The sequence below is a fragment of the Atribacteraceae bacterium genome (genome assembly GCA_035477455.1).
Lineage (GTDB): Bacteria > Atribacterota > Atribacteria > Atribacterales > Atribacteraceae > DATIKP01.
The window spans coordinates 1-3,430 of sequence record DATIKP010000018.1; the positions used below are offsets into that span (position 1 = coordinate 1).

General features: G+C 55.8%; 6 protein-coding genes. All 6 read right to left on the minus strand.

Annotated features, from left to right (window positions below):
- Positions 1 to 213, minus strand: a 213-nt coding sequence (locus tag VLH40_00800; GenBank protein HSV30548.1) for an S-adenosylmethionine decarboxylase, incomplete at its 3' end; no start/stop codon positions are given.
- A 59-nt stretch (positions 214 to 272) separates the two neighbouring features.
- Positions 273 to 1,019 carry a peptidoglycan editing factor PgeF gene (gene pgeF, locus VLH40_00805; GenBank protein HSV30549.1) on the minus strand — a complete coding sequence of 249 codons (747 nt, stop codon included), beginning with the start codon at positions 1,017 to 1,019 and terminating at the stop codon, positions 273 to 275.
- Positions 1,012 to 1,503 (minus strand): acyltransferase, encoded by a 492-nt coding sequence (locus VLH40_00810; GenBank protein HSV30550.1) that lies wholly within the window; start codon positions 1,501 to 1,503, stop codon positions 1,012 to 1,014. The genes pgeF and VLH40_00810 overlap by 8 nt, the downstream gene beginning before the upstream one ends.
- Before the next feature lie 2 nt (positions 1,504 to 1,505).
- Positions 1,506 to 2,246: a DUF1405 domain-containing protein gene (locus tag VLH40_00815; GenBank protein ID HSV30551.1), complete on the minus strand. Its 741-nt coding sequence runs from the start codon at positions 2,244 to 2,246 to the stop codon at positions 1,506 to 1,508.
- A gap of 109 nt (positions 2,247 to 2,355) precedes the next feature.
- Positions 2,356 to 3,135, minus strand: a complete 780-nt coding sequence (gene trpA, locus VLH40_00820) for a tryptophan synthase subunit alpha (GenBank protein ID HSV30552.1) — start codon at positions 3,133 to 3,135, stop codon at positions 2,356 to 2,358.
- The coding region (locus VLH40_00825; GenBank protein HSV30553.1) for a pyridoxal-phosphate dependent enzyme at positions 3,125 to 3,430 on the minus strand (306 nt) is incomplete at its 5' end. The genes trpA and VLH40_00825, both read right to left, overlap by 11 nt.

Here is a 3,430-nt window from a genome sequence, read left to right on the forward strand (position 1 = left end):
CGGCCAGGTATGCACCGCGACGTGCGATTCGGGCATAATCATGAGAGCGCTCAGGCCGTAAGGTTCAAACTGGTGGACCTTGAGGCCGAGGATGTCCCCGCCGTAAGTACAGGCCACATCTCGCAGGAAGTTTTCCATCAGGGCCGCATCATTGAGGAGTTGTGAATCGATGATTTCAATCAAGAGATGACGGGGAAAGGCATCGGGTCCCACTTGTCTCACTTCCCTTTTTTGGAATGGCTCTAAGTGCTAAGCATAGCGAAATGCCCGGCTTAAGGCAAGGGAACGTCCGGGCAAAGCGCCGCCCCCAGGAGCATCCTTCCCGCCCCCGGTCCGTCCCGCCGGTAGGAGTGGAAAAGGTCCCTGCGGCAAGCCGTACAGAGTAAAACGGTCTCGATGGACTCGGCTGGTACACCCTGGCGGATGAGGTCAGTTACGATGACAAAGCGCAAGTTCAAAAAAAACTTTCCTTCCCGCTTAACCAACCAATCGGCTTGAAACCCGCCGTGTTTATGAAAAATATGCACCACCTCCTCCCCAACCTGAAAGCAGCACGGCCCGATCCCTGGGCCGATGACTGCGGTAATGCCGGAGGGCTGCGACGCAAATCGAGTACGCAAGAATTCCACGGTTTTTCCCTGGATGTTCGCCGCGACCCCCCGCCAGCCGGCGTGGACCACCGCAAGCACCAAATGATGCGGATCAAACAGTAGAATCGGAAAACAGTCAGCCACCAGAATACCGATGAACAAGCCGGGCCAGGCGGTGACCAAGGCATCCGCTTCCGGAGCGCTTACCAAGGGGCCGGATACGACCGCGATCTGATCTCCGTGGACTTGGCGGGGGACCACAATTTCGTAGTTTCCACCGTAGAATGTGTGAAGGAAGGCTTGCCGCTCCCCCGGATCAATCAGATCATAAGGGTTGGAACGGACGGTGAAGAAGTGGGTCAGCCGGGGGTCGCCGGTCAAACGATCAAAACGGAGGAAGGGCGGCTCAGACCGTTTTGACCTACTCATCTTTCCAGCGAATCACCCGCGCGGGAACCCCCGCCGCGACACAATTGGCGGGAATGTCCTCGTTGACCAGGGAAAAGGCGGCCACCGTCGCATTGTCCCCGATTTCCACCCCGGCCAGGATCAGGCAGTAGGCCCCGACAAGGACATTGCGCCCGATTTTGACCTTGCCGGTCCGGAATTCCCGGATGAGAAACTCGTGGGTGAGGACAGTGGTGTTATAGCCGAGGATCGTGTTTTCCCCGATCTCGATCAGTTCCGGAAAAAACACATCGAACACCACAGACAACGCCAGCGCCACTCCCTTATCCAGTTTCGCGCCAATGGCCCGGTATAAGAAGCGTTTGAGGCCCAGGGAAGGCGAGTAGCGAAAAATGAAAACGACCAAAAAGTTCAGGATCACCAAGAGAGGGTTTTTTGCCCTCCACCAATAGTACAGGGTATTGTACCGTTCCACGGTGAAGCGAACTTCCGTACGCCTGGGCATGATCAATCCCTCGTCGATGTGTGGATGAAATTCAGGAAGGAGAATCCAGAAGTCGGTCTTTCCATCTCGGGTCCTGAATCTGAATCCAGGGAAGTTTTGAGGTTTCTCTGTTTTTTCCATATCCACCAGAAAAAGAGGAGAAACGCGGTGTTGACCACCAGGTTATGAGTCAAAATGATATATAAACGCTGATCGATGGCCAAACCCGGCAGGTATCCATAGGGATAGGACAAGAGCAGGCGATGGCCGTTGGGGTAGAGATTGAAGCCATAGTCCAGGAGATCGTTGACGTACAGCCATACTGTGACAGCAATGAGATGACCGGCGTGCCAGCGCCTGATGAAGGGATAAAGCAAAAGAGACTGTACTCCCATGATGACGTGTAAGCCAATCAAAGCCAGGTTGGTATTGCGCACGGCCGGATACAGGGGGTTCAGATAAAGCTCGCTGTAGAGGGGAATGGTGGTCACGGTCCATAAGGCGTATTTGATGCTGTTGGCGATGACCAGGATCAAAAGGAACTCAGGGTAGATCTTTTTCTTCACCAGGATAAAAGCAATGACGAATAAGGTCGAGAAGAGGGGGCAATCGGGAATGAATATCCACAGGTACCAGGGGGTAGCCAGGAGCTGTTCACCATAGAACACGGTATAGCCATACCAAGCACTCAGGATATTGCCCACCACCAGGAGCCAGAAAAGCAGTTGGTTATCGTAGAAGACGGCGACGAATCGATTTTTCATTTCCACCCATTATAAGCGATCCCCCCCGGCTATGACGAGACCTCTCCCGCGAGATACCCCTCTTTTTTTCCGAAGCGGTGTTCTCCATTCCCCCCCGCTCAAAGACTCGTCAGGCTGCGTCGATCGCCTGACGGTAGGCGCGGATGAGCGCGGAAAAATCACTGTCAAACGCACTGTCCCGGTGATGCTCTCCGATAAAGGCGATAAGCGCGCTACCCACGATCGCTCCATCGGCAATCCGAGCCGCCTCCCCGGCTCTGTCCGGGCTGTCGATGCCGAACCCCAGAAGAACCGGGGTAGCGGTCAGGCGGCGGATGCGGTAAACCAGCCCATGGGCTTTCGTGAACTCGGGTTTTGTGTTGCCGGTGGTTCCTTTCCCCGATACACAATAAATGAATCCTTCGCTTTTCCGGGCGATCAAAGCCAGGCGCTGTTCCCCGGTGGTGGTGGCCACCAGGAGCGGGATGAAAAAATTTCCCCCGGTTTCGGGAAGATAAGAGCGGGCTTCCAAGGGAAAATCGGCGACGATGAGGCCGGAAAATCCGGCTCCGGAGAACTCGTCGATAAATCGCCTGGCTCCGTAGCGGTAGACAATGTTTCCATAGGTCATGGCGATCAGGGGAACTGCAAAGCGTTGCCTGGAAAAGGTCTCGGTGACGCGTTGCGGGGTGACGCCCTGCTCCAGGGCGGCCTGGGATGAGGCCTGGATCACCGGACCGTCCGCGACCGGGTCAGAGTACGGAATTCCCACCTCCACGGCATCGACACCTTGTTCGATACAGATATTCAGGCACCGGAAAAAGGTCGCTTCGTCCGGAAATCCATAAGTCAGGTAGGGGAAAAAGAGCTTTTTTCCGGTAAGCGCTAAGCTATTCCAGTCACGGTTCATTGGTCTGTCTCCTCACTTCCTCTACGTCCTTATCCCCCCGCCCCGACAGACAGAGGATTAGAACCGACTCACCATTCATACTTGGCGCCATCCGGATAGCCTGGGCTACGGCGTGGGCACTCTCAAGAGCGGGAATGATGCCCTCCCATTCCGCAAGGCGGCTAAACGCCGCAAGGGCTTCTTGGTCGGTGACTGCCAGGTACTCCACCCGGCCGCTGTCCAGGAATTGGCTGTGCTCCGGGCCTACCCCGGGATAATCGAGGCCGGCTGCTATCGAATGGGTCTCCCGGATCTG